Origin of the sequence: Paenibacillus sp. TAB_01, from assembly GCF_043945595.1 — a bacterium.
Classification (GTDB): domain Bacteria; phylum Bacillota; class Bacilli; order Paenibacillales; family NBRC-103111; genus Paenibacillus_S.
Window position 1 is genome coordinate 1,012,255 of sequence record NZ_JBIFNP010000001.1, and the last position, 23,981, is coordinate 1,036,235.

General features: G+C 54.2%; 24 protein-coding genes and 1 pseudogene. 22 read left to right on the forward strand and 3 right to left on the reverse strand.

From position 1 onward, the window contains the following. The first annotated feature begins 120 nt into the window (after nucleotides 1-120). The gene (glpK, locus tag ACHHV8_RS04965) at nucleotides 121-1,629 is read left to right on the forward strand and encodes a glycerol kinase GlpK (protein WP_395157286.1); all 1,509 of its coding nucleotides are present in this window, start codon (nucleotides 121-123) and stop codon (nucleotides 1,627-1,629) included. Further along, nucleotides 1,622-2,011 (forward strand): SMU1112c/YaeR family gloxylase I-like metalloprotein, encoded by a 390-nt coding sequence (gene gloA2 / locus ACHHV8_RS04970; protein ID WP_395157287.1) that lies wholly within the window; start codon nucleotides 1,622-1,624, stop codon nucleotides 2,009-2,011. Before glpK ends, gloA2 begins: the two co-directional genes overlap by 8 nt. A 492-nt stretch (nucleotides 2,012-2,503) precedes the next feature. Here the strand turns inward: gloA2 and ACHHV8_RS04975 are convergent. Together ACHHV8_RS04975 and ACHHV8_RS04980 are read right to left on the reverse strand one after the other, a co-directional pair. After that, nucleotides 2,504-3,311, reverse strand: a pseudogene (locus ACHHV8_RS04975) (histidinol-phosphatase). Between the two features lie 6 nt (nucleotides 3,312-3,317). After that, nucleotides 3,318-4,220, reverse strand: coding sequence for a LysR family transcriptional regulator (locus ACHHV8_RS04980; protein ID WP_395157288.1), 903 nt, complete (start codon nucleotides 4,218-4,220; stop codon nucleotides 3,318-3,320). 261 nt (nucleotides 4,221-4,481) lie between these two features. Between ACHHV8_RS04980 and ACHHV8_RS36790 the strand changes: the two genes are divergently transcribed. The 3 genes from ACHHV8_RS36790 to ACHHV8_RS04990 are packed head-to-tail and all read left to right on the forward strand — an operon-like array spanning nucleotide 4,482 to nucleotide 6,679. Beyond that, nucleotides 4,482-4,781, forward strand: coding sequence for an MFS transporter (locus tag ACHHV8_RS36790; RefSeq protein WP_483874872.1), 300 nt, complete (start codon nucleotides 4,482-4,484; stop codon nucleotides 4,779-4,781). Then, nucleotides 4,769-6,043: an MFS transporter gene (locus tag ACHHV8_RS04985; protein ID WP_483874873.1), complete on the forward strand. Its 1,275-nt coding sequence runs from the start codon at nucleotides 4,769-4,771 to the stop codon at nucleotides 6,041-6,043. The genes ACHHV8_RS36790 and ACHHV8_RS04985 overlap by 13 nt, the downstream gene beginning before the upstream one ends. A gap of 42 nt (nucleotides 6,044-6,085) precedes the next feature. Next, nucleotides 6,086-6,679 (forward strand): PadR family transcriptional regulator, encoded by a 594-nt coding sequence (locus tag ACHHV8_RS04990; protein WP_395157289.1) that lies wholly within the window; start codon nucleotides 6,086-6,088, stop codon nucleotides 6,677-6,679. A gap of 282 nt (nucleotides 6,680-6,961) precedes the next feature. On the opposite strand, the gene ACHHV8_RS04995 is transcribed toward ACHHV8_RS04990, so the two are convergent. Beyond that, nucleotides 6,962-7,753 (reverse strand): HAD-IIA family hydrolase, encoded by a 792-nt coding sequence (locus tag ACHHV8_RS04995; protein ID WP_395157290.1) that lies wholly within the window; start codon nucleotides 7,751-7,753, stop codon nucleotides 6,962-6,964. Between the two features lie 191 nt (nucleotides 7,754-7,944). On the opposite strand from ACHHV8_RS04995, the gene ACHHV8_RS05000 reads away from it, so the two are divergent. The 17 genes from ACHHV8_RS05000 to ACHHV8_RS05080 all read left to right on the forward strand — a co-directional run bounded on the left by ACHHV8_RS05000 (nucleotide 7,945) and on the right by ACHHV8_RS05080 (nucleotide 23,964). Then, complete coding sequence (locus ACHHV8_RS05000; protein ID WP_395157291.1) at nucleotides 7,945-8,898, forward strand: metallophosphoesterase family protein; 954 nt, start codon at nucleotides 7,945-7,947, stop codon at nucleotides 8,896-8,898. A gap of 429 nt (nucleotides 8,899-9,327) precedes the next feature. Continuing rightward, nucleotides 9,328-11,100 (forward strand): ABC transporter ATP-binding protein, encoded by a 1,773-nt coding sequence (locus tag ACHHV8_RS05005; protein ID WP_395157292.1) that lies wholly within the window; start codon nucleotides 9,328-9,330, stop codon nucleotides 11,098-11,100. 21 nt (nucleotides 11,101-11,121) lie between these two features. Then, nucleotides 11,122-11,799 (forward strand): response regulator transcription factor, encoded by a 678-nt coding sequence (locus ACHHV8_RS05010; protein ID WP_395157293.1) that lies wholly within the window; start codon nucleotides 11,122-11,124, stop codon nucleotides 11,797-11,799. Then, nucleotides 11,796-12,872, forward strand: coding sequence for a sensor histidine kinase (locus tag ACHHV8_RS05015; protein ID WP_395157294.1), 1,077 nt, complete (start codon nucleotides 11,796-11,798; stop codon nucleotides 12,870-12,872). The genes ACHHV8_RS05010 and ACHHV8_RS05015 overlap by 4 nt, the downstream gene beginning before the upstream one ends. Nucleotides 12,873-13,147: 275 nt before the next feature. After that, nucleotides 13,148-13,918 (forward strand): HAD-IIA family hydrolase, encoded by a 771-nt coding sequence (locus ACHHV8_RS05020; protein ID WP_395157295.1) that lies wholly within the window; start codon nucleotides 13,148-13,150, stop codon nucleotides 13,916-13,918. A 47-nt stretch (nucleotides 13,919-13,965) separates the two neighbouring features. Then, a complete protein-coding gene (locus tag ACHHV8_RS05025; RefSeq protein ID WP_395163424.1) occupies nucleotides 13,966-14,520 on the forward strand; it encodes a glycerol-3-phosphate responsive antiterminator in 555 nt (184 codons plus the stop codon). A 196-nt stretch (nucleotides 14,521-14,716) separates the two neighbouring features. Then, nucleotides 14,717-15,796: a glycerol-3-phosphate dehydrogenase/oxidase gene (locus tag ACHHV8_RS05030; protein ID WP_395157296.1), complete on the forward strand. Its 1,080-nt coding sequence runs from the start codon at nucleotides 14,717-14,719 to the stop codon at nucleotides 15,794-15,796. Further along, nucleotides 15,684-16,238 (forward strand): glycerol-3-phosphate dehydrogenase C-terminal domain-containing protein, encoded by a 555-nt coding sequence (locus ACHHV8_RS05035; RefSeq protein WP_395157297.1) that lies wholly within the window; start codon nucleotides 15,684-15,686, stop codon nucleotides 16,236-16,238. The genes ACHHV8_RS05030 and ACHHV8_RS05035 overlap by 113 nt, the downstream gene beginning before the upstream one ends. A gap of 1 nt (nucleotide 16,239) precedes the next feature. Further along, nucleotides 16,240-16,407, forward strand: coding sequence for a hypothetical protein (locus ACHHV8_RS05040; RefSeq protein ID WP_395157298.1), 168 nt, complete (start codon nucleotides 16,240-16,242; stop codon nucleotides 16,405-16,407). 14 nt (nucleotides 16,408-16,421) lie between these two features. After that, entirely contained in the window at nucleotides 16,422-17,177 is a 756-nt protein-coding gene (locus ACHHV8_RS05045; RefSeq protein ID WP_395157299.1) for an MgtC/SapB family protein, read from the forward strand. 289 nt (nucleotides 17,178-17,466) lie between these two features. Next, nucleotides 17,467-18,774: an ABC transporter substrate-binding protein gene (locus tag ACHHV8_RS05050; RefSeq protein ID WP_395157300.1), complete on the forward strand. Its 1,308-nt coding sequence runs from the start codon at nucleotides 17,467-17,469 to the stop codon at nucleotides 18,772-18,774. A gap of 39 nt (nucleotides 18,775-18,813) precedes the next feature. Beyond that, nucleotides 18,814-19,749, forward strand: coding sequence for a carbohydrate ABC transporter permease (locus tag ACHHV8_RS05055; RefSeq protein WP_395163425.1), 936 nt, complete (start codon nucleotides 18,814-18,816; stop codon nucleotides 19,747-19,749). Nucleotides 19,750-19,761: 12 nt separating this feature from the next. Continuing rightward, nucleotides 19,762-20,592, forward strand: coding sequence for a carbohydrate ABC transporter permease (locus ACHHV8_RS05060; RefSeq protein WP_395157301.1), 831 nt, complete (start codon nucleotides 19,762-19,764; stop codon nucleotides 20,590-20,592). Between the two features lie 102 nt (nucleotides 20,593-20,694). Further along, entirely contained in the window at nucleotides 20,695-21,441 is a 747-nt protein-coding gene (locus ACHHV8_RS05065) for a glycerophosphodiester phosphodiesterase (protein ID WP_395157302.1), read from the forward strand. Between the two features lie 14 nt (nucleotides 21,442-21,455). Further along, entirely contained in the window at nucleotides 21,456-22,583 is a 1,128-nt protein-coding gene (locus tag ACHHV8_RS05070) for a YncE family protein (RefSeq protein WP_395157303.1), read from the forward strand. Between the two features lie 72 nt (nucleotides 22,584-22,655). Further along, nucleotides 22,656-23,366 (forward strand): glycerophosphodiester phosphodiesterase, encoded by a 711-nt coding sequence (locus ACHHV8_RS05075; RefSeq protein WP_395157304.1) that lies wholly within the window; start codon nucleotides 22,656-22,658, stop codon nucleotides 23,364-23,366. Nucleotides 23,367-23,502: 136 nt separating this feature from the next. Further along, nucleotides 23,503-23,964, forward strand: a complete 462-nt coding sequence (locus ACHHV8_RS05080; RefSeq protein ID WP_395157305.1) for a lamin tail domain-containing protein — start codon at nucleotides 23,503-23,505, stop codon at nucleotides 23,962-23,964. Nucleotides 23,965-23,981: the final 17 nt, after the last annotated feature.

Sequence of the window (23,981 nt, forward strand, 5' to 3'; positions counted from 1 at the left end):
TCATACGAATTAACCGTATCATAACACGGGCTGCGGCATTAATCAATATGGTTGACAGCAAAAAACTTCCTGTGTTAGATTTCAACTTGAAAGCGGTTAAGAACGGGAGGGGAAGAAACCATGACGAAAGCCGGGTATGTCGTTGCGATTGATCAGGGAACGACAAGCTGCAGAGCGATCGTGTTCGACCACGAAGCGAATATCGTGAACACGGCGCAGAAGGAATTTACGCAATTTTTTCCGCAATCCGGATGGGTGGAGCATGATGCGGAGGAAATTTGGGAGACGCAGTGGGAAGTGTTGAAGCAGGCGGTGCAGGCCGTTCCGATAGAAGAGATTGCCGCCATAGGCATTACGAATCAGCGGGAGACGGCGGTTGTCTGGGACAAACAGACCGGCAAGCCGCTGCATCCGGCCATTGTATGGCAGTGCAGGCGAACCAGCGCGATGTGCGAGGAGCTGAGAAGCAGAGGCTGGGAAGAGACGATTCGGGCGAAGACGGGGCTGCTGCTGGATGCCTATTTCTCCGGCACGAAGCTCAAGTGGATTCTCGATTCCGATCCGGCAATCCGCGAGAAAGCGGAGCGGGGAGAGGCGCTGTTCGGAACGATCGACAGCTGGCTGATCTGGAAGCTGACCGAAGGACAGCGGCATGTGACGGACGTATCCAACGCCTCCAGAACGATGCTGCTGAATATTCATACGGTGCAGTGGGATGAGGATATTTTGCGGGAGCTGAATATTCCGGCAGCGATGCTTCCCGAGGTGCGTTCCTCAAGCGAAGTATACGGCCATACGGCGCTGCTCGGGTCAGGCGGCCCTGCGGTGCCGATTGCGGGCGCGGCAGGCGACCAGCAGGCAGCCTTGTTCGGACAAGGCTGCTTTGCCGAAGGCATGGCCAAGAACACGTACGGCACCGGCTGCTTCGTCCTGAAGCAGACCGGAGAGAAGCCGATCGCTTCGGCCAAAGGGCTGATCACGACGATCGCCTGGGGCTTGAACGGCAAGGTGTATTATGCGCTCGAAGGCAGCGTATTCAATGCCGGGACGGTCATCCAATGGTTGCGCGACGGGCTTGGAGTCATCCGCGAAGCGGCGGAGACGGAGGCGCTGGCGCAGTCCGTGGAAGATACGGCCGGCGCTTATTTCGTCCCGGCGTTCACCGGCTTGGGAACGCCCTATTGGGAGCCGGAAGCGCGCGGCATGATCACGGGCTTGACCCGCGCCACCTCCAAGGCGCATTTCGTCCGTTCCGCGCTGGAATCGATCGCCTATCAGAGCAACGATGTGCTTCAGGTGATGGAGCAGGAATCGGGCATTCACCTGAAGGAGCTGCGGGTCGACGGCGGAGCGGTGAAGAACAATTTCCTGATGCAGTTCCAGGCGGACCTGCTGGGCGTTCCGGTCACCCGGCCCAAAATCATCGAAACGACGGCGCTGGGCGCGGCATTTTTGGCCGGACTCGCTGTCGGCTTCTGGCAGCATACCGGCGAGCTGGATCAGCTCAAAGGGCATGGCGGCACCTTCAAGCCGGAGCGGGATGACGCGTTCCGCGAGCAGAAGACGGCCGGCTGGAAGCGGGCCGTGGCCTATCAGATCACGCGGGGAGATGCATCGGTTCATGCTTAAATTGACCAAGGTTCATCACGTTGCCATCATTTGTTCCGATTATGAGGTATCCAAGCATTTTTATACGAAAAAGCTCGGTCTTCCGGTCATCCACGAAATGTACCGCGAGGAGCGCCGTTCTTATAAGCTGGATCTGCAGGTCGGGGACCATACGCAGATCGAATTGTTCTCATTCCCCGATCCGCCGGAGCGGGTTCAATACCCGGAGGCCAGAGGGCTGCGCCATCTGGCGTTCGAGGTAGAGGATGTCGCGGAGGCGGCGGAAGAGCTGAAGCGGCAGGACATTGCCGTGGAGCCGATCCGGATCGATCCGGTAACGGGGAAGAAATATACGTTTTTTCAAGATCCCGACGGTCTTCCGTTGGAGCTGTACGAGGCGTAAGCACGCCGCGCTAAATCACAAAATCGACCGGGCCAGCGAGGGCACGGTCGATTTTTTTTAACATATCAGAAATTATAAATTTTCTGGTTCCCCGCAAAGTACCTGAGTCCGCCTCGAAGCAAAAGCCCCGCTTTTGTGGGGTGAGCTTGTCGAGAAACCCAGACTTTGTGTGAAACTCCGGTGGGGTATCCTCCTCCAGCCGCTGTTGAAACCCGTGAATTGGATTAAATTTAAAGGTATTTTCACGGATTTCAAAGGCGGACGTAAACTAAGCGTGTTTCGTAGAAAAACGGGCTTCGTAAGCTTGGATACCCCACCTGCGTCTGTGCTCCTTTTTCACTTAAAGGCGGGTTTCTCGACAGCCTGGCCCCAATTTGTGGGGTTGTTTTTGGCCTATCGGAAAGTATACAGTCAGGATGAAAGCCGCTGCCCTTCCCGCAGACCGGTTCGGAACAAAATTATGTAAGTATCCGGCACAGCTTGCCGTCCGCCTTACAGCGGCACGATCTGCCGTTCCTTCCGCTTGAAGTAGACCCATTCCTTGAAGCCGATTTCTTTGAGCCGCTCACGGACCAGCTCCCAGTCGTCTCCTACGCGTTCCGGCTTATGGGCGTCGGACCCGAAGGTGACTCTCACGCCGTAATGATTGGCGCGTTCAAGCACCGCATCGATCGGATACCAGCCTCCACAATCCTTCGTCTTGCCGGATGTGTTGATCTCGATGGCAATATCCTGCGCTGCGATGATTTCGAGCGTCTTGTCGACCGCATCGGTCGGAATATCGGCGAAGGCCGGATAAAATCCGCGCATCGCATCGATATGGCCGAGGATCTGGAAGATGCCGCTGCGGGCCGATTGCTGGATCAGATCGTAGTACAGTTCCTTTTGCTCGATCTTTTGCTTGTCCGTCAAGCCGTTCCAGCGCTTCTTGTTGAAGATGCTTACGCCGCCCGATAAATCGAACCGAGCCGATGATATAGTCGAACGGATACGGCTCATACATTTGACGGTACAGCTCCGCATGCTCGGGGAAAAAGTCGGACTCGACACCGAGCAGCACGTCGATTTTGCCGCTGTATTCCTGCTTGAGCTTCAGCACTTCGTCGATATACCGGCCGAATTCGCTCTTGGCCATGGCGATGCCGGGCTGCTCCTGGTCGACGGCACTGCCGAAATACGGCGAATGGTCGGAGATTCCGATCACATCAAGCCCGTGGCGTATGCCTGCTTCGATATAGTCCCGAATAGTACCCAGCGCGTGACCGCACCGTTCATGATGCGTATGCAAATCGAATTTCATTGCTTATCACTCCGATCCGATAAAATGAATTTCCTGCATTCCTTTGAGATCCAGCAAAAACTGATGCAGCGCCGAGCTCAAATAGCGGCCCGATTTATACACGACGCCGACAGGGTGGCTGAGCTCCAGCTCATTAACCTTCACCATCTGCAGCGTGCCGAGACGAAGCTCATTGGCGATCGACAGCTTGGAAATGATGGCCGCGCCTAAATTAAGCTCGACCATTCGCTTGACTTCTTCGCTGCTGGACAGCTCCATCACAATTTGGGGCGTGATGTACAGCTGCTTGAATATTTGATCGACGAACCGCCGTCCGGCCGTCTCCGGAGACAGCATAATGAGCGGCGTGTCGTGCAGCTTTTCTATCGGAACATGGCGGTACCGGCTTAACGGATGCTCCGGCGAGACAACCAGCTCGAACGTATCGTAATACAGCACCGAGCTTTCCAGCGCCGGATGCTTCTCGAACAAGTACGTAATGCCGATATCAATCGCTCCGCTTTCGACGCTTTGCATAATTTGCGAAGACGTCATGGAGTGGATGGTTGTTTTGATGAGCGGAAACTGATTTTGAAAGTAGGAGAGCACACGGGGCAAAATCTGGATCGCGATGGATGTCGTCGTACCCAGGTGAATGTGTCCCTGCGGGGTTGAGTTGAGATCGGCGAGGCGCTGCTTCAAATCCTCAACTGTCTGCAAAATCATCTCCGCATGCTCCAAAAATACGCGGCCGCTGTCCGTCAGTGTGACCGGCTGATTACGGTCGATCAGCACGGTTTTAAATTCATCCTCAAGGCTTTTGATTTGAGCGGACACCGCCGGCTGCGTAAGATTCATGACCTCCCCCGCTTTACGGAAGCTCATCGTTTTGGAAATCGTAATTAACGTTTCCAATTGATTTAAATTCATGAGGAAACCCTCCTTTCTCACAAAAGGCACTGACGGCTGTTAGATGTAACAAAATAGATTTAATTTATCAATATTGCAAACAATATAAATACATTTTCTCAAGCTACTTCCCATTATATGATACTTGCGGAATTCGAGCAAACGGCGGACAAGCAAATTCATAAAATCTTTAGATGCTTAAGCGGCAAAAATAGTTTGCAAACTACTCAAATTTGAATATAATAATTTTAGTTATTGATGGAATTGAAATGGAGGAACCGTATGTTAACCAAGAAATCAAATGTCCGCTGGACGATTGTCGGACTGATGCTGGGGCTGCTGCTGGCTGCGCTGGATCAGACGATCGTTTCGACGGCCATGCCTACCATTGTCGGCCAGCTTGGCGGTATGGATAAGTTTGTCTGGGTATTTTCATCTTATCTGATTGCAAACGTCGTCTCGATGCCGATTTTCGGCAAGCTGTCCGATATGTACGGAAGAAAGCTGTTTTTCCTGCTCGGTCTAGTTGTCTTCATGCTTGGTCCGCGCTGTGCGGCACCTCGACATCGATGTTCGAGCTGATTGTGTATCGTGCGATCCAGGGGATCGGGGGCGGCGCTTTAATGCCGATTACCTTTACGATTGTATTCGATCTGTTTCCGCCGGAGAAGCGCGGGAAGATGCAGGGGCTGTTCGGCGCGGTTTTCGGGATATCCAGCGTGCTCGGGCCGCTTGCCGGCGCTTATTTTACGGATCATCTCAATTGGACGTGGATTTTCTATATCAATCTGCCGCTCGGCATTGTCGCCTTTGCGCTGATTGCCTTATTTTATCATCCGGTCATGCCCAAAAATCCGAATCAAAAAATCGATTGGCTCGGTACGGCCGTCTTTGCCGGCTCGATCCTCTGCCTGATGTTCGCGCTTGAGCTCGGAGGCAAGGAATTCGCCTGGAACTCCATCGAGAGCTACGGCTTGTTTGCCGGCTTCGCCGTGCTGCTGGCGCTGTTTATCTGGATTGAATCGAAGGTGAAGAGCCCGGTTGTACCGCTTGGTCTGTTTCACAACAAGCTGTTTACCGCCAGCATGGGAGCGAGCATATTTTACGGCGCGCTGATGATGGCTGCGGCTTCGTATATTCCGATCTTTATTCAGGGCGTATTCGAGGGCTCTGCGACAAGCGCGGGTCAAGTATTAACGCCGATGATGCTTGCCGTCGTTGTCAGCAGCACCGTCGGAGGCAGATTTATCGGCAAAACGAGCTATCGCAGCATTTTGCTTGTATCCGCCGTATTACTGCTTATCGCCACAATCCTGCTCAGCACGGTTTCCGTGGACACGAAGCAGTGGATGGTGGTCGTCTATATGATTCTGATGGGGCTTGGCATCGGCGTGTCGTTCCCGGTGATCTCCATGTCTTCGCTGCATAACATTGCTTATCAGCAGCGGGGCGTTGTCAATTCGCTGGTCAGCTTTTTCCGTTCAATCGGATCGGCCATCGGGGTCACGGTGTTCGGCACCGTTCAGGCAAGCGCGCTGAAGTCGCGTTTAATTGGAGTGATGCCCGGCGGCGCGGCGCAAGCGCCCACAGATGCCCAGGCGCTGCTCCAGCCTCAGGCGAGAGCGGGGATGGATCCGGCTGCGCTGCAGAAAATGACGGTCGCCCTGGCCGACTCGATCGGCTTCGTGTTTCTTTGCACGATTGCAATGGCCGCTGCGGTGCTCATCTTCGTTATCCTGATGGGAAAAGCGAAAATGGAGCTTAAGCCTCAAGGGGCGCCGGGACAAGGGCAGCAGGATAACGGATCCCATGCCAAGGCAAAAACGGCAGGGCAGAAGGCCTGATCCTGCCCTGATTTCAAGAATGACGAAGAGGTGCCTACTTCCATGTCAATGAAGCTGGTTATATTGGGATTGCTGATGGAGGGCGACCGCCATCCATACGAAATCCGGCAGACGATGAAAGACCGCGCCATGCATCATTACGTCAAAGTGCAGGAAGGCTCTTTGTATTATGCCATCGATCAATTAAAAAAAGACGGCTATATCGAGCCGGTGGAAGTGGTCAAGGACAGCAGCCGGCCGGACCGGACGATCTACCGGATTACGGCTTCCGGACAGGAGCTCTTCCAGGAGCTGCTGCACCAGCAATTTATGGGGCAAAAGCAGGTGTTTCATCCGATGAGCACGGCCCTCGTGTTCGCCAAATATGGGGACCCCCACAAAATTGAGCTGATCCTGCAAAAAAAACTGACGGAGCAGCGGAAGAAAGTCAAGGAGCTGTGGGCGGTGTACGAGGAGCATATTCCGACGGTGCCCCGCAGCGTGCTGCATCTGATGATGCTGGGCTACGAGCATGGCATGGCGGAGCTCCGGTGGCTGGAGAGGATCGTCCGGGATGCCCGCGACGGGCGTCTCGGTGAGAAAGGAACCCCGCTCAACCTGGATGAGGATCAGGATAATGCTCAGGATGACGCATGAAGTATGAGTCAACGAAGCAACTGCCGGCCTCTAGGGGACACGGATGCCGTCCGATCGGTTTCCGCGTATTGCGCCAACGCTGTGCCATGGATTCATCGGCCGCAATGAAGCGGCAGTTTAATGAAAAACCGGATCTCTCGCATTCGAGAAATCCGGTTTTTTGCCGTTACAGGAAGCTTTGAGGTCAGCTTAATACAATCACGGATGAACGCGATCGAACATCCAGGAAGGGACCGCCTGTCCGGGCTGCGCGGTCAAGGGACTGCAGCCAGCGGAGATAGATTACTCTCCTTCGGAGGCGAGCCGGTCCGCCAGCTGCTGAAGATTATCGCAGATGAGCTCCGGCCGGAGACCGGTGCGCCCGATATATTCCTCCACAGTATCCCGCGTCAGCAGCCCCGTAAGCACCAGAGCCGTATGGCATTCCGCTGCGAGACCGCCTTGAATGTCAGTCCGCAGGTTATCGCCGACCACCCAGATCTGCTCCTTCGGAAGCCCGAGTCTCTCGATGGCGTAGTTCATAATGATAGGGGACGGTTTGCCTATGACGACGGGCTGCGTTTCACTGGCTTTTTCGATCGAGGCGGCTATGGAGCCGGCCCCCGGCTGCAGCTCGTTGTTCCACGGCAGCAGGTGATCCGGGTTCGTCAGCACGTAGGCTGCTCCCGCGCGCAGGCGGCGGACTGCCGCCGCAAGCTTCTCATAGCTGAAGCTCCGGTCGATGCCCTGCACGACGAAATCCGCCGGGCGCTCCGTATCGGTATGAAAGCCCGCATCCCGAACAGCCAGCTCCAGACCGGACTCCCCGATGAGATAGACGTTGCCGCCGCTTTTCTGCTCCTTCATATACATCGCTGCGGCTTGGGCGGAGGTCAGCACTTCATCGGCGCGGGCCGCAATACCGACCTTCTCCAAATGAGCGGCTACCTGCTCAGGGGTGCGTGAGGAATTGTTCGTTACATACAAATATGGAAACTGATTTTTATTCAGCCAGGCGATAAATTCAGCCGCTCCGGCAATGGGGCGATCCCCATGATATAACGTACCGTCCAAATCTAATAAAAAACCGGGCATGCCGCGGCCTCCTTCTTCATCGAATAAAAGTCATTGTACCAAAGGAAGGGACGCGGCGCTACAGTAATAAAGCCATCCGGGAAGCAAAAGCGGAATAACGTATGTAAAGTCCGGCAGGAGAACTGGGGCGGACGCCGAAGCTAGATGGAGATATTCTTCATTTCATGGATCAATAAGGGGGTTCTGAACCTATGCACGGATCAATGCCGCGTCAGTCCTTGAAGTTCCGCCAGGATGGGACGTTTACGATCGTACAGTTAACGGATCTGCATTGGAAGCAGGGAGGAGAACGGGACCGTCAAACGGAGCGGCTCGTTGAGCTCGTTTTGGAGAAGGAGCAGCCCGATCTGGTCTTTCTGACGGGCGATACGATTGAAAGCGGCGGTATTGCCGATCCCAGGCAGGCTTACCGGGAAGCGGTGAAGGCTGTCGACCGCAGCGGTATTCCGTGGGCGGCCGTTTTCGGCAATCACGATGCGGAAGGCGCTGTAACGAAAGCGGAGCTGCTGGAGGTACAGCGGGAGCATGCCGCCTGCCTGTCGGAGGCCGGGCCGGAGACGGTGACCGGCATCGGCAATTATACGCTGCCCGTTTACGGCAATGACGAATCCATCGCTGCCGTTCTGTATGCGATGGATTCGGGGGAATATGCGAAGCCGCTGCTGCCCGGCTACGATTGGATCCGCCGCGATCAGATCGGCTGGTATGCGGATGAGTCCCGCAGGTATGCGGCGGACAATGGCGGAAGGCCGCTGCCCGGGTTGATGTTCTTCCATATTCCGCTGCCGGAATATGTGGAGGTGTGGGAGCACGAGTCCTGCTTCGGCGAGAAGCACGAAGGGGTGGCGAGCCCGAAGGTGAACTCGGGGATGTTCGCCGCGATGCTGGAGCAGGGCAATATCGACGGCGTGTTCGTCGGTCACGACCACGTAAACGACTACTGGGGCGAGCTGCACGGGATGCGTCTATGTTACGGGAGGGCAACGGGCTATAACACCTACGGGCGCGAGGGCTGGCCGCGCGGGGCCAGAGTGATCAAGCTTACGGAGGGGAAGCGAGGCTTCGACTCATGGCTCCGGCTGGAGGATGGGGCGCGGGTAGACTCACAGCCCGCTCATCAGCCGGGGCGGAAGCGGGAGCACTAAGGCCCCATCCGCCGTCTAAAGCGAGACGTCTCCCGGCGAAAGCGAGGCCGCTGAGAAAGTCATCGCTATGAGTACGGAACATGGTTCGGATCGCTGATGTCCCTGTATTTCATTGATTACCTTCCGCTTTTAGCGGCTGAAATCCAGGGACAAAGGCGAACGCTTTCGCTTCTACAGAACGATTCCGTACTCTCCGTAAGTTTTTGAGCGGCCTTGACGAAAGCCGATGGTTATTCTTATTTTATCAGGTCATGCACGAGAGGAACTGCTGAGGCATTTCCCGGCCGCATGGCCTTTTTGTGCTTAATGACTTTAAGGAGCGGATGGAACCGCAATTTCATAACCGGCGCAAGCCATCCGGTTTATATTCAGTTTACAAGGATAAGATATCTTGTTATCGAACGATACTAACCGGAGAGGAAGAAGAACATGGAACAAGCAGGACGCAAGAAAGGCTGGGGCGATTTCGCCAGGCTGATCCGGGGAACGAAGCCGCCGATCCTGTTAATGTCTATAGCATTGGCATTGAGCGTGGGAGCGACGCTCGTCGGCATCAGTATACCGCTGCTGACCAAAGACGTGGTCAATCAATTTTCCCTTGAATCGATAGATAAAATGAAGCTCGCCTGGCTGGGAGCGGCATTTATTTTTCAGGCGGCAGCCGGAGGCATCTCCGTGTTTCTGCTCAGCTGGGCAGGCAACCGGATCGTTGCCTCGCTGCGCGACAAGCTGTGGCAAAAGCTGCTGCATTTGCCGATCCCTTTTTACGACAAGCATGAGACGGGGGATATGATCAGCCGCATGGTGAACGATACCGGCGTCGTAAAAAATCTGGTCACGGAGCATCTCAGCAGCTTCATTACCGGTATTATTTCCATTGTCGGCTCAATTATCGTGCTTCTGTATCTCGATTGGCGCATGACGCTGCTGATGCTGCTTGCCGTGCCGCTGTCGATGCTGGTGCTGATGCCGATGGGCCGTAAAATGTACCGGATCTCGAAGGGAATGCAGGAGGAAACCGCGCGGTTTACCTCCGTATTGAACCGGGTTTTATCCGATATCCGGCTTGTTAAAGCGTCCAATGCCGAAAGCGTCGAGTACGAGCAGGGGAAAGACGGCATTACGAATTTGCTCAAGCTCGGCCTGCGCGAAAGCAAGGTTCAGGCGTTTGTATCGCCTTTGATTTATTTTGTGCTGATGCTGCTGTTCGTCACCATTATAGGGTATGGCGGGATGCGGGTCGCATCCGGCGAGCTGACGTCTGGCGATTTGGTGGCATTCATTTTATACTTATTTCAAATTGTGATGCCGATTACGCAAATTACCCAATTCTTCACCCAAGCCCAAAAAGCGATCGGAGCGACGGAACGGATTATCGACACGTTTGCGGTGGCGGAGGAAAGCCTTGCGGCGGGAGAAGCGGTGCATGAAGCCGGCCAAGCAATTGCGCTGGAGCGGGTCAGCTTCGGTTATAACGAAGGCGAGCCGGTGCTGAAGGAGGTTACCATCCAGGCGAAGCCGGGAAAGGTGACTGCGATTGTAGGCCCGAGCGGAAGCGGCAAGACGACGCTCTTCTCGCTGCTTGAGCGGTTCTATGTCCCTCAGAACGGATCGATCCGTCTGGGAGAAGAAGATGTTACCGCTTATTCGCTGCATTCCTGGCGCAGCAAGATCGGCTACGTTTCGCAGGAAAGCCCGCTCGTGGCAGGCACGATCAAAGATAACATCACCTACGGGATGGACAGAGACGTCACCCAAGAGGAGCTGGAGGCTGCGGCCAGGATGGCTTACGCGGATATCTTCATCCGCGAGCTGCCGCTGCAATATGAGACGGAGGTAGGAGAGCGGGGCATCAAGCTGTCCGGCGGGCAGCGCCAGCGGATCGCCATTGCCAGAGCACTGCTGCGCAATCCGCAAATTTTGATGCTGGATGAGGCGACTTCAAGCCTGGACAGCCGCTCGGAGGCGGTCGTGCAGCAGGCGCTAACGAATCTGATGCGGGGACGGACGACTCTCGTCATCGCCCACCGGCTGTCGACGGTCGTCGATGCCGACCAGATCGTCGTGATCGAGAAAGGCCGGGTAACCGGCACCGGCACGCATGATGAGCTGTACCGGGGACACGCCGTGTACAAGGAATTTGCCGATCAGCAGCTGCGCGTGCAGACCGTTCCTGCGCCGCAGGCGCAGATCCAATTGTGAGGAAAGGGGGCTGACAACCTCATGCCAGTTATATTGATTGTTGATGACGATGCCCATATCCGCGAGCTGATTCGGGTGTTCCTGAATCAAGCCGGCTTTCAGACGCTGGAGGCCTCGGACGGCAGCAAAGCGCTGGAGGTGCTGGAGCGCGAAAAGGTGGAGATGGTCATTCTGGACATTATGATGCCGAACATGGACGGCTGGCAAATGTGCGAGGAGCTGAGGAAGGACTACGAGCTGCCTGTGCTTATGCTGACAGCCAAGGGCGAGACCGTCCACAAAGTAAGAGGCTTTGAGACGGGGGCTGACGATTATTTGGTGAAACCGTTCGAGCCGGCGGAGCTGGTGGCCCGTGTCAAGGCGCTGCTGAAGCGCTATCGGATCGAGATTTCCCAAATGATCCAGATCGCCGAATTGACGATGAACCGCCGCACCTTTGAAGTGACGATGAACGGGCAGGCGGTAACGGTGCCGCTGAAGGAATTCGAGCTGCTGTTCAAGCTGGCCTCCAACCCCGGCCGCACCCTGCCGCGGGAGCAGCTGATCGAGGATATATGGGGCTTCGATTATCAGGGGAACGAGCGTACGCTGGACGTGCATGTGAACCGGATCCGGGATAAGCTGGACGAGTACGGCTGCTCCTGTAAAATAAAGACGATCCGCGGGCTCGGCTACAGGCTGGAGGTCGGTGAAGCATGAAACCCGGCAAGCTGAAGGATATTGTTCACCGTCTCCTTGGGATTACAGTCGCCATGCTTTGTATGCTCGGCAGCAGCGCGGTCGTTTACTATATTTCGTATAGACTGCTTCAGTATTATAAAATCGAGCTTCCGATGCTGGCCGTGCAGCTGATTAATATGGCCGGCGGCCTTATTCTTCTGTTCGGTACGATCAGCATTCTCGTTCTTGTTACCCAAAGGCATCAGCCTCATTTGTTTGAGGAGGTGAGAGAGGTGTTCCGGCAGATCGGGAAGGGAAACTTCAATGTCCGCTTGAATCGGGATCCGCGCCGCAAATTGGGCCATCTGGAGGTGCTGGTCGACAGTGTGAACGAAATGACGGAGAAGCTGAAAGAGATGGAGGCGATGCGGCAGGAGTTTATTTCCAATGTCTCTCACGAAATTCAGTCTCCGTTAACCTCGATCCGGGGCTTCGCGCAGGCGCTTGGCGGCGAGAGTCTGACAGAGGAAGAACGGAGGCATTATCTGCGCATCATCGAGATGGAGAGCACCCGGCTATCCCGTCTGAGCGACAACCTGCTGAAGCTGTCTTCGCTGGAATCCGACTTTCACCGGTTCCAGCCCTCGGATTTCCGGCTGGATAAGCAGCTGCGCAATCTGGTGCTGGCCTGTGAGCCGCAGTGGCTGGAGAAAGGGATCGAAATGGAGCTGGAGCTGACGCCGGCTACCATTCGGGCCGATGAAGAGATGCTGAGCCAGGTTTGGGTGAATCTCATCCATAACAGCATCAAGTTTACGCCTTCCGGGGGCACAATCACTATCTCTTTGCAGCTCAGCCCGGCTGAGGCGTCCGTCCGGATCGCCGATACCGGCATAGGAATCAAGGTGGAGGAGCAAGAGCGCATCTTCGAACGGTTCTACAAGGCGGATAAGTCGCGGAACCGGGAGAGCGGCGGCAGCGGCCTGGGCCTGTCCATTGTGAAGAAGATCGTCGACACGCATAAGGGAACCGTGAAGGTGCAGAGCTCGCCTGGTGCGGGAACGCAGTTTATCGTCACCCTGCCTGTCGGGGAGACATCTGGCCCCGGGTAATGCTCCGCGCACGGCCGCTAGACACCGGGCGTGGCTTTTGAAAAAAATACGGTGCCGGTGAAAGCGTTTATAAAAAGTGTTGACAGAAAGCCGGCCAGCGTCTTATAATTCAAATTAATTCAATACATTTGCTTTAAGGTCAGGTTTGAGTATACCCGAGAAACCCTTACCCTTAGCAATGATTTCCTTTCCTGTGGAGAGGGAATGATTGCTGTGGAATAAGGGTTTTTTTGTTTTTTTCTAATCCTTATTACTTGAGAAGCGAGGCAGATACGATGAGGGGATATGTATTCGATTTGGATGGTACGATTTACTTGGGGGACAAAATGATCGAAGGGGCGGCCGAGGTCATCCGGGTGCTGAGGGAAAGGGGCGATCGTGTCGTATTCTTATCCAATAAGCCTATTGCTACAAGACAATCCTATGCCGAGAAGCTTACCAAGATGGGCATCCCGACCCAAGTGGAGGACGTGCTGAACTCTTCCTTGATTGTGGCAAGGTATTTAAAGAAACGCGTCCAGTCGGGAGACCGCGTCTTTGTGATCGGGGAGGCACCGATTCACGACGAGCTCAGAGAGCACGGCATCTCTTTGACGGATGACTGCGAGAAGCCGGATTACGTGGTACTGTCGTGGGACCGCCAGTTTACTTACGATAAGCTCAACATCGTATACCAAGCCGCTATGAACGGCTCCAAAATCATTGCGTCCAATCCGGACGCCACCTGCCCGCTGGACAGCGGTCAAATTCCCGACACCGGCACATTTATTGCCGCATTGGAGGCGGCGACGGGCAAATCGATCGATCTCGTGGCGGGGAAGCCGTCGCTGATCGCGGCCGAGGCGGCCGTGGAGCATCTGGGTTTAAGCTATGCGGACTGCTTCATGATCGGCGACCGGCTGGAGACGGATATCCGCATGGGCAATGAGGCCGGCATGGCTTCCGTGCTCGTGCTGACGGGCGTCACGACCAAGGAAATGGCGGAGCAGTCGCCGGACCGTCCCAAATATGTGTTAAACACGATTAAAGAAATCGTGGGGCTGTAGACAAGTCGTGCTATAATGGTTTTATTTAGAAAGGGGGGAACCGTATGATATACCCCATCGTCGATCTAGTAGAGAACCAGACTATCGCGACTGTCAAGAAGGAAGAAGATCTGGAGTTGGCGCTTCAAAGCGAAACGAATATTGTCTTTTTGCTAACCGGCTCCCTGTTTAACATTGACGAGCTGGTTCAGAAGGTGAAAGCCGCAGGCAAGCATGTGTTTGTCCATATGGAATTTATTGAAGGCCTGGCGCCCGACAAGACTGGGGTCGCTTACATGGCCAACAACATTAAGCCTACCGGCCTCATTTCAACCAAAAGCAATCTGATTCGCGCGGCCAAGGAGTCGCACTTAATGGCGATCCAGCGCATGTTCCTGATCGATAACAACGCGGTGTACCGGGGAATCAAAGGGGCCGAGCAGAGCCAGCCGGACGCCATTGAAGTGATGCCCGGCATTATGCCGCGGGTCATACGCGAGATGACCAATATGACACCGCTTCCTATCATCGCAGGCGGATTGGTAAGCAATCAAGAGGAGATTGACGAAGCGCTTAGAGCAGGGGCACTGGCCGTATCGGTAGGTACTTCGAAGCTTTGGTAACGGTTTGAACAGTTGGAACAGGCTGAGCATACAATCACATAGCGTTTTCAAAGTGGTATGAGACGAAGAGAAACCTCTTTGAAAAAGGCATGGCGGAAGTCTACCCGTCTGTCCTTTTTCAAAGAGGTTTTTTATATGACAGCATTAGAACGGCATAAGACCTCAAGAGAGGTTGTCACACGGAGGGATTGTTGGCATGAAGATCGCATTTTCAGCAGGAAGCAGACAGCAGATCTTGAACCAAATGGAGGACGAGGAGCTGGATTTGCTCGTGATCGGCGGCGGAATTACCGGGGCGGGCATTGCGCTTGACGCTGCAGCCCGCGGGCTCAAGGTAGGGGTGCTGGAGAAGAACGATTTCGGCTCCGGCACGAGCAGCCGTTCCACGAAGCTCATCCACGGAGGACTGCGGTATTTAAAGCAGGGAGAGGTCAAGCTCGTCCAGGAAGTAGGAAGGGAGCGGGCGATTCTGTATAAGAACGCCCCGCATCTGGTCATTCCGGCGCCGATGCTGATGCCGATTTACAAGGGAGGCACTTACGGGTACTGGGCGTCTTCCGTCGGACTGTACATTTATGATTGGCTTGCCGGCGTCGCCCGTAAAGAACGGCGTAAAATGCTTGGCCGAAAGGCGGTGATGGAACAGGAGCCTCTATTGAAGAAGGAGGGTCTGAGGGGCGGAGGCTTGTACTTCGAGTACCGGACCGACGACGCCCGGTTAACGCTCGATGTGTTCAAAACAGCCTTTCAACGCGGCGCCCTGATCGTCAACTATACGGAGGTAACGCAGTTCCTTTACCGCGACGGAAAGGCGGTAGGAGTCGAGGCCCACGACCGGATTCACGATACCCGGACGCAGATATTTGCCAAGCATATCGTCAATGCCGCCGGTCCTTGGGTGAGCCAGGTGAGGGCGATGGATAAATCGCTGAAAGGCAAACGTTTGTTCCTGACCAAAGGCGTGCATCTGGTAGTGGATTACCATAAACTGCCGATCCATCAGGCCGCTTATTTTGATACGCCGGACGGGCGGATGGTATTCGTCATTCCGCGGGGAGATGTGACCTATATCGGCACGACGGATACGGCCTATACCTCCTCGATTGAGCAGCCCAGAACAACGCGGGAAAGACCGCGATTATTTGATCCGGGCGGTCAACTCGATGTTTCCGGCTGTCAAGCTCAAGGTAGACGATATCCGCTCCCATTGGGCAGGGCTGCGGCCGCTGATTTACGAGGAAGGCAAAGGACCGTCGGAGCTGTCCCGCAAGGATGAAATCTTCATATCGGACAGCAAGCTGATCACGATTGCCGGAGGGAAGCTGACCGGTTTCCGCAAAATGGCCGAGAAGGTGGTGGATCTGGTCGTAAAAGAGCTGCAGCACAACGGGGGCCCCTCGTATCCTTCCTGCACGACGGATCAAATTACGATCAGCGGCGGAGAAACATTAAAGGGGGCGACGTATAGCGATTGGAAGAAGGAAATGCTGAAATCCGGCATCGCCCAAGGGGTAGATGAGCAAACGATGCGCGGCTGGATCGAGATTTACGGGACGAATACGCTTGAGGTTATGAAGCGTCTGCCCGATGCCGCACGGTTAAAGCTGCCTCGGCACGAGCAGTGCCTGTATGCGCAGTTAATGTATTCCGTTGAGGAAGAAATGACAGTAACGGCAGCGGATTTTCTTCGGCTGCGCTCGGGCTGGTTCGTATTTTAACTTGAAAAAAGCGGAGAAGGTTCAAGATACGGTACTGCAGTTGCTCTCCGATCTTCTTCAGTTGAATGCAGGACAGAAGGAGGCTCAGCGTGAGATGCTGCGGCAGCTGTTCCGCAATATTCATGAGCTCCCGGCGAACGAAGAAGGGCAGCAGCAGGCTACGTCGTAAGGAGGCAGCAGGAGATGAACAGTATTTGGCATATCACTCACCTGGAATTGACCCTGCGTATTTTCGAAGCGGCGGTTATGGGCGGGCTGATCGGCTTTGAGCGGGAGTGGAGCAATCATGCGGCGGGCTTACGTACCCATATTCTAGTCTGTATAGGTGCGGCGAGCATTATGCTGCTGTCGATTTACGGCTTCAGCGAATTTATCGTGGAACCTAATGTCCGGACGGACCCCGCGCGTCTGGCGGCACAGGTCATCAGCGGGATCGGTTTCTTAGGCGCCGGCGCCATCATGCGCAACGGGTCGACGGTATCGGGCTTGACGACAGCGGCTTCCATCTGGGTTGTGGCGGCGATTGGCCTTTGCGTGGGGGCAGGCTTCTTTTACTGCGCTTGTCTGGCCACGGTCATCGTGCTGATCAGTCTGTTCGCCCTCAACAAATGGGAGAAGCATATGCTAAGCCACCGCAGGCATCAGGAAGTGATGATCCGCATGTTCGACAGGCCCGGCGTCGTCGGGCGAATTTCCACATTATTCGGCGAACAGGGCGTTCAGATTGTGAATATGAAGATGAAGCTGGAGGAGCTTACCACGATGGAGGATGAGTCCGAGCCTGTGATGGAGCTCAAATTCAGTGTGAAAGCGAACAGCAAAGAGAAGCTGATCCGGGCGATCGAGCAGATTTCCCACAGCAGCGATGTCATTATGATGGAATCCAATTATGGAAAAACTTACAGCTATACGGGCATACAAAGCTCAAGGGCGTTATAGATTCCCAGGAAAAAACAGGCCGCATTGTTATTGACAAGGCTTTCATGTTGTGACATTCTTTTGTTAAGAAGGTTTTAGACTTCTATATCAAATATCACTTGGATGCGGAGATCATGAGATAATCCAGGGGACAACAGCTTGCTTGCAGCCTAATGCAGCAGGTGTCCCTTGACGTTCTCTCGTGATCTTTTTTTGCCTTCATTTTGAGCTTGAGGGCGGCATGCAGACCAAGTGAACGCTTTTCCCACATGTATGATAGCGCTTTAATAAATCGAGAGGGGTAAGAAATATGATGAGAAAAAAATGGTTTACGATTCCGGCGGCGTCGCTCGCCTTGATGATGTCGATAGTCGGGTGCTCGTCCGGCTCGGGTCAAGTGGAGGACGCCAAGACGGCGGCGGAGGACAATACGCCGATCACGATTCAATACTGGCATTCCCACGCCGATACGCAAATTGAAGCCTTGAACTACATGATTGCCGAATTCCATAAGAAGTATCCGAACATTACCGTAGAGCCCGTATTCCAAGGCGCCTACACGGATTTGCATAAAAAGCTGCAGGCGGCTGTAGCGGCCAAAGAAGTGCCGGCTGTCACGAATGTGGAGGTATCCGTGCTTCCGACTTTTGCCGACGGCGGCGTATTTGCCGACATGACCCCGTATATCAAGCGGGATAATGTGGATCTGAACGACTTCTCCAAAGGCATGCTGCAAGCCTACTCCTACAACAACAAGCAATACGGTTTCCCGCTGATCGTCAGCACGAGCGTGATGGTGTACAACAAGACGATGCTGGACCAGCTTGGCGTGAAGCCGCCGCAAACATGGGCTGAAATCGAAGATTTCAACAAAAAGGTGACGCTGAAGGAAAACGGTAAGACGACGCGTTATGCCTTCTCGGTTCCCGGCTGGGATACCTGGTATTACGATCCTTGGGTTTCCAACGGGGGCGGCTCGATTCTAAGCCCTGATCATAAAACGACGCAGCTCGACCAGCCGGACAGCTTAAGATGGATTCAAAACTTCCGCAAGTGGATGCAGGACGGCTCCCTGCAGATGGGCTACGGTAAGGGAGCATCCGATACGATGCGCCAAATGTTCCTTGACGGTAAAGTAGCGATGGTTCAGCACTCGTCCGCGATTATCAAAACGTATCTGGAAAATGCAAAATTCGAGGTTGGCGTTTCGTTCATCCCTGGAGATAAAGAACGCAAGTCGCACATCGGCGGCGCCGGTATCGTCATTATGGACGGTGCGCCGGAGAAGCAGAAGGAAGCGGCATGGAAGTTCGTCAAGTTTATGACCGGCGCCGAGAACAACATCAAATGGGCCGAAGGCACAGGGTATCTGCCGACGCATAAGTCCGTGTTGAACACCGACGAGGGCAAGAAATATTTTGAGAAGCTGCCGCAGTACAAAGCCGTATTCGATAACTTCGACAACGTAGTAGGCCGTCCGCAGCATCCGGCTTATCCTGAGTTCAGCAAGAAGTATATGGAAGTGGTCGGCAAAATGATTCTGGAAAATGCTGATCCCGTACCGCTGATGAAAGACGCCGTCAAAGATATGAACGCGATTATAAAGGATTACCAGTAAAACAATAGCTTGAGAGGGGGGACTCGCTTTATGAAGGTGATGGACAGCCGACCGGTCGGTACACAGCAGGAAGCAATCAGAAAAAGTAAGCGATCCCGGTTCCGGAAGCTTGAGGCTCTCAAAGATTTCTCCTTTGCGCTGCCTGCGTTGATATTATTGCTTGTTTTCATTTATTATCCGATGCTGAATTCCTTTTATTTGAGCTTTACGAACTGGAATATGACGAAGCCGATCAAAAAATTTATCGGATTTGACAACTATGTGTATTTGTTTACGAGCGATACGTTTTATAACGTGCTCAGGATCACCTTTACCTACATGATTCTGGATGTATCGATTACTTTGGTTCTGGGGCTTCTGCTGGCGCTGCTCTTCAATTCGACGTCGCGGTTCTTCAATTTCCTGAGAACGTTCATCTTTATGCCGCACTATATCTCCATGGTTATCGTCTCGATGATCTTCTTGTGGATCTTTAACGGACAATACGGCTTATTGAACGAATTGCTTAAATTGTTCGGGATGGAGCCGGTGCAGTGGCTGACCAATCCGCGTACGGCTTTATGGGTTCTCGTCGTAGTATCCGTGTGGAAAGGGGTCGGCTTTACGATGATTATCTTCATTGCCGGCCTGAGAAGCATTCCGATCGAATATTATGAAGCCTCCGGGCTTGACGGGGCGACCAAATGGACGCAGCTGTGGCATATTACGCTGCCGCTGCTGTCTCCGACGACTTTGTTTCTTGTCATTACGCACTTCATTTCTTCCATGCAGGTGTTCCAGTCCGTTGACATTATGACCAATGGCGGTCCGCTGGAATCGACGAAGGCGATGGTTTACTGGATTTATGAGATGGCCTTTACCGAATTCAAGACAGGAAGAGCCTCTGCGCTGGTCGTTATTTTCTTCATTATCATTATTTTGCTGACGATGCTTCAAATGTTCATCTCCAGGAAAACAGTTCATTATGAAGGGTAGGTTAATAGACAAATGATGCACTCTCTAACGAAAACTACCCGTATAGTTATCGCTTTACTCGTGACGGCGCTGATGTTCTTCCCTGTTTATTGGATGCTGATTACATCCTTCAAGACACCTGCCGAATTAAGGCTGGCTGTGCCGACCTTCTGGCCGGAGAAGCTGATGTGGGAAAACTTCATCGACGCCTTCGACACGGTGCCGTTCTACCGCTTTACGGTCAACACGATCATCCAGACGGTAGGCATTGTCGTCCTGCAGATCAACATCGGCATCATGGCGGCCTATGCCTTTGCCAAGGGCTCGTTCGCCGGGAGAGACAAATGGTTTCTGCTGGTGCTTGCGGCGCTGATCGTACCGGAACAGGTCATTTTCGTACCGGTGTACGTCATGATGTCGAAGCTTCATTGGATCAACACGTACTACGCGCTGATCATTCCTCATGCGGCTTCGGCTTACGGGATCTTCCTGCTGCGGCAAACGTTCCGCTCGATCAATAACGATGTGATCGAAGCGGCAAAGGTGGATGGCGCCAACCGGATGCAGGTGCTGTACCGGATCTTGACGCCGATGGCGCTGCCGACAGTGGCGACGATGGTCGTTATCAGCTTTATTCACAGCTGGAACTCGTACTTCTGGCCGTTGATTATGACGAACTCGAATCAAATGCGGGTGCTGACGGTGGGGATCGCGATGATGCGGGATTCGATAGCCGGTAACGAAGCGTTGAACATGCACCTGCTGATGGCGGCCAGCGTTGTCGTTATCCTGCCGATTGTGATTGTATTTATATTCGCTCAAAAATATATAGTGGCCGCAATGGCAAGCTCAACTTTTAAATAAAGCCGGGCCCGAAGCAGGGAAGTGTTGAAGACAGCGTTAACGTCTCCAATGCTTCTTCCTGCTGGGCCCGCCTGCCATGCGACGCGAAAAGGAGTATGAACCATGTCAACCATTCCTAACGTTTTGAACATTGCCCATCGCGGAGCGAAGGGCGAAGCTCCGGAGAACACGCTGGCGGCCTTCCGTCTCGGCGTGGATCAGGGCTGCGATGCCATTGAGCTGGACATCCATCTGTCCAAGGACGGCGAGCTGATCGTCATCCATGACGCTACGCTGGATAGGACGACAGATATGACAGGCCGCGTGCATGAGCTGACGGTGGAGGAGATCAAGCAGGCCGATGCCGGGCGATGGTTTCACGAGAGCTTTGCAGGAGAGCGCGTGCCTCTGCTGGAGGAAGTGTTCGATGCGGTGCCGCCGCATATCATGATCAATGTCGAGATCAAGGATTCATACGGCCGCAAGCTGGAGCAGGCGCTTGTCGAGCTGATGAAGCGCAAGAACCGGGTGGATCAGGTAGTAGTCTCTTCCTTCGATCATAAGAGCCTGCTGTTCCTTAAGCTGCTGGAGCCTGAAGTGAGACTGGGGCTGCTGTATGATGTGAACCTGGGCCGCCATTCGGGTCTGGTATCGACGATCGGGGCTCTGGTCTACTCGCTTCACCCGAATTTTAAGCGGATCGATAAGGAAGACGTACGCGACGCCGTAGAGCAAGGGCTGCAGGTGTATCCGTATACCATCAACCGTGAAGAGGACATGCTGCAGGCGATCGAGTACGGCGTATCCGGTATTATTACCGATTATCCCGCCCGATTAAAAGCCTTACTGTACCAGTCGGTCGGGCAGTAATCCAAGGGGGAAGCATGAAGCAGGGCATCATAGTATTCGCTTTGATCTGCTCGGCCGCTCTGGCGCTATCGGGCTGCCAGAAGCCGCCGGGAGGCGGGGTTCCCGTACAGGTTGAGAAAGCCGCAGCCGCAGCCGCAGCCGCCGATCCAGCGAAGCCGAGCCAGCAGGCCAAAGGCTTTACGCAAGAGGACACGGGGATTAAGATACGCGTGGACATGCCGGAGATCAAGACTTTCTTGCAGCAGCGAAAAGAAGGGCCCATCGTGCCAGCTCTGCTGCAGGGCGCCGTTCCGCAAGGGCTTGCCATCGTTCAGGAGAAGCAGTGGATCCTCATTTCCTATTACAGGGAAGGAGGCAAGTCCAGTCTGCTGTCTGTCACCGATGCGGCGACAGGGAAGGTAGTCAAGGTCGTAGAGCTGTATAAAAACGCGGCGACCCCGTATAACGGCCATGCCGGCGGGATTGCGGCGAGCCCCAAGCATGTATGGGTTTCTTCCGGGGAAGAAGTGAGCATCCTGAATATGGATGACATCGCGAAGGCCGAGGACGGCGGCAAGCTCGTATTTCAAGACTCGGTGAAGAGCGATACGCGCGCCTCCTTCACCGCTTATTCCGATGGGGTGCTGTGGATCGGGGAGTTTGCCCGGGGCAAAGATTATCCGACCAAAGAAACGCATTACGCAACCAATCGGGACGGCAAGCAGCATAAAGCGTGGGCGGAGGGCTACAAGCTCGATCCGGCAACGGATCTGCCGGCAGCCGTACAATCCGGAGAGCAGGGCGGGCAGCCAGTGCCCGATTATATTTTATCGCTGCCTGACAGCGTTCAAGGGATGTATGTAGGCAAGGACCGCATCCGGCTGAGCCAGTCCTTTGGGCGCAACAATGCCAGCGCGCTGCTTACGTTCAAGAACAGCTTGTCGGAGCAGTCGCATACCGAGGTGACCATAGGCTCGACGAAGGTGCCCGTATGGTTCCTGGACAGCAAGAACCAAACGGATCAGCTGGCGCTTCCTCCGATGTCGGAGGGGATCGTTGAGTCCGGAGACGCCTTGTATATTTTGTTTGAATCGGGCGCAACCCTGTATCGCAGCTCTTCCAGCTATGCGTTGGACCGCATCCAAATCCTCCCTGTAAAATAACGGTTGGTCTAAGGCGCTGCATGGGTTATGATCAGGAGGAGGCAGAACAACATACAGGCAGGAGGAAGAACGATGAAAATTCCTGGATTGGCGCACCGAGGCTATCCCAAAAAACTTCCGGAAAATACGCTGGCTTCGTTCCGGGCGGCAATGGATTTGTCATTCAGTCATTTGGAGCTGGACGTCCAGCTGAGCAAAGACGGCGTTCCCGTTATTATCCATGATACGACGGTCAACCGCACGACGAACGGCAAAGGAAAGGTAGCCGATTTTACCCTGGAGGAGCTGCGCAGGCTGGATGCAGGCGGAGGAGAGGCTATTCCGACGCTGGAAGAAGTGCTGCTTTTGGCCAAAGACCGGGTTTTGGTGGATATCGAGCTGAAGCAGAGCGGAGATCTTTATCCGGGATTAGAGGAAAAGGTGCTTGAGGTGATAGCCGAATGCGGCGTCAGCGATCAAGTCTTCGTTACCTCCTTCGACCATTATTCCATTCAAAGGATGCGGCAGCTGTCCAAGGAGATTGATTTGGGACTGGTCATTTACGGAGCGACCCCTTCGGTCTTTCCTCTTGCGGAACAGCTGGGAGCGCGCTACGTATCGGTCAAATACATTTATTTGACGGATGCTTTTGTTCAGGAGTGCGGGGAGCGGGGCATTCAGTTAATCGCTTGGACGATAGATGACGAGGAAGAGATGCGGAAGCTGCGCAAGCGGTATCCTAACGTATGGATTTGCACGAATGAGCTGGACAAATGGAAGCAGTGCGTCACCGAATCGGTGTAATCACAGGCTGGAGAACAAGAGAAGCCCGGGTTGCATGCAGTCAGGCAGGTTGCGGAAAATATTTCGCGGTCTGCCGGACATGCCTGCGCCGGGCTTTTCGTCTTCTCGGCGAAACTTGAATTGAGGAGGGAAAGCAGTGAGAAACAAACGTTATGGCAATACGGCGGTTACGGCTCTGATCCTGGCCGTCTTATGGTACTCTTTGAACGGGTTGTTCATACCATCACAATTGTATGCGCTTACAAATGATCCCGAACTGCTTATCACGGAGGTCGTTCCCGCATCGAGCGGAAGCAATCAAGCATACGAGTATGTGGAAATTTATAATGATACCTCTCACGAAATCAATCTGGACCATTACAGGCTGAGATATTACAGCGCGAGTCCTTACACGACATTCGCCAACGAGTGGACTTTGCTCAACAAAACGATCCAGCCGAGAAGCGCGATGGTTCTCTGGCTGCAAAAGCTCGATAATCTAAACAGTCCTACCGGTCCGAACGCCTTGGCCGATTTCAACGGGAATTACGGCGTGCAGCTGACGGATAGACCAGGTTTACCCTGTCAAGCTGACGACAAGCGGACAGGGCCTGCATGACAGCGCCAAACGGCGGA

What these genes read in the sequence shown, in the direction of transcription:
- ACHHV8_RS05020 (WP_395157295.1), top strand. Translation starts at nt 13,148, where the DNA reads ATGAGGGGATATGTATTCGATTTGGATGGTACGATTTACTTGGGGGAC.
- ACHHV8_RS05005 (WP_395157292.1), top strand. Translation starts at nt 9,328, where the DNA reads ATGGAACAAGCAGGACGCAAGAAAGGCTGGGGCGATTTCGCCAGGCTG.
- ACHHV8_RS05015 (WP_395157294.1), top strand. Translation starts at nt 11,796, where the DNA reads ATGAAACCCGGCAAGCTGAAGGATATTGTTCACCGTCTCCTTGGGATT.
- ACHHV8_RS05000 (WP_395157291.1), top strand. Translation starts at nt 7,945, where the DNA reads ATGCACGGATCAATGCCGCGTCAGTCCTTGAAGTTCCGCCAGGATGGG.
- ACHHV8_RS04980 (WP_395157288.1), bottom strand. Translation starts at nt 4,220, where the DNA reads ATGAATTTAAATCAATTGGAAACGTTAATTACGATTTCCAAAACGATG.
- ACHHV8_RS05055 (WP_395163425.1), top strand. Translation starts at nt 18,814, where the DNA reads ATGGACAGCCGACCGGTCGGTACACAGCAGGAAGCAATCAGAAAAAGT.
- ACHHV8_RS05060 (WP_395157301.1), top strand. Translation starts at nt 19,762, where the DNA reads ATGATGCACTCTCTAACGAAAACTACCCGTATAGTTATCGCTTTACTC.
- ACHHV8_RS04985 (WP_483874873.1), top strand. Translation starts at nt 4,769, where the DNA reads ATGTTCGAGCTGATTGTGTATCGTGCGATCCAGGGGATCGGGGGCGGC.
- ACHHV8_RS05030 (WP_395157296.1), top strand. Translation starts at nt 14,717, where the DNA reads ATGAAGATCGCATTTTCAGCAGGAAGCAGACAGCAGATCTTGAACCAA.
- ACHHV8_RS36790 (WP_483874872.1), top strand. Translation starts at nt 4,482, where the DNA reads ATGTTAACCAAGAAATCAAATGTCCGCTGGACGATTGTCGGACTGATG.
- ACHHV8_RS04995 (WP_395157290.1), bottom strand. Translation starts at nt 7,753, where the DNA reads ATGCCCGGTTTTTTATTAGATTTGGACGGTACGTTATATCATGGGGAT.
- ACHHV8_RS05070 (WP_395157303.1), top strand. Translation starts at nt 21,456, where the DNA reads ATGAAGCAGGGCATCATAGTATTCGCTTTGATCTGCTCGGCCGCTCTG.
- ACHHV8_RS05045 (WP_395157299.1), top strand. Translation starts at nt 16,422, where the DNA reads ATGAACAGTATTTGGCATATCACTCACCTGGAATTGACCCTGCGTATT.
- ACHHV8_RS05035 (WP_395157297.1), top strand. Translation starts at nt 15,684, where the DNA reads ATGTTTCCGGCTGTCAAGCTCAAGGTAGACGATATCCGCTCCCATTGG.
- ACHHV8_RS05050 (WP_395157300.1), top strand. Translation starts at nt 17,467, where the DNA reads ATGATGAGAAAAAAATGGTTTACGATTCCGGCGGCGTCGCTCGCCTTG.
- gloA2 (WP_395157287.1), top strand. Translation starts at nt 1,622, where the DNA reads ATGCTTAAATTGACCAAGGTTCATCACGTTGCCATCATTTGTTCCGAT.
- glpK (WP_395157286.1), top strand. Translation starts at nt 121, where the DNA reads ATGACGAAAGCCGGGTATGTCGTTGCGATTGATCAGGGAACGACAAGC.
- ACHHV8_RS05065 (WP_395157302.1), top strand. Translation starts at nt 20,695, where the DNA reads ATGTCAACCATTCCTAACGTTTTGAACATTGCCCATCGCGGAGCGAAG.
- ACHHV8_RS05075 (WP_395157304.1), top strand. Translation starts at nt 22,656, where the DNA reads ATGAAAATTCCTGGATTGGCGCACCGAGGCTATCCCAAAAAACTTCCG.
- ACHHV8_RS04990 (WP_395157289.1), top strand. Translation starts at nt 6,086, where the DNA reads ATGTCAATGAAGCTGGTTATATTGGGATTGCTGATGGAGGGCGACCGC.
- ACHHV8_RS05010 (WP_395157293.1), top strand. Translation starts at nt 11,122, where the DNA reads ATGCCAGTTATATTGATTGTTGATGACGATGCCCATATCCGCGAGCTG.